We start from the raw sequence: 260 nt of genomic DNA on the forward strand, positions 1-260 counted from the left end.
GTCGTGTCTCGCGAGGCACTCCATTCCGCCTCGGAGATCGAGTCCTCGATGCCATTGATGATCGCAGCTGCGTTCGCGCCCCGCCGAAGCGTCACCGTCGCGTGCCCGGCCCACTGCTTGCCGTCCCGGCAAGAGACCAGTGATCCGGTCGGACTCTGATTGAGACCCTGGACCAGGTCATCGCCCGCCATATCAACCACCTGCACGACGCCGTCCTGCGTCGCGCTCTTCGCCTTCGTGATCGCCGCTGATGGCGTTTC

1 protein-coding gene is annotated in these 260 nt (G+C 65.0%); it reads right to left on the minus strand.

Annotated features, from left to right (window positions below; genetic code table 11):
* Positions 1–260: hypothetical protein (locus tag BIU99_RS20030; protein ID WP_175484412.1), on the minus strand; the 260-nt coding region annotated here is incomplete at both ends.

This window comes from Plantibacter sp. MMLR14_011, from assembly GCF_001865025.1.
GTDB classification, from domain to species: domain Bacteria; phylum Actinomycetota; class Actinomycetes; order Actinomycetales; family Microbacteriaceae; genus Plantibacter; species Plantibacter flavus_A.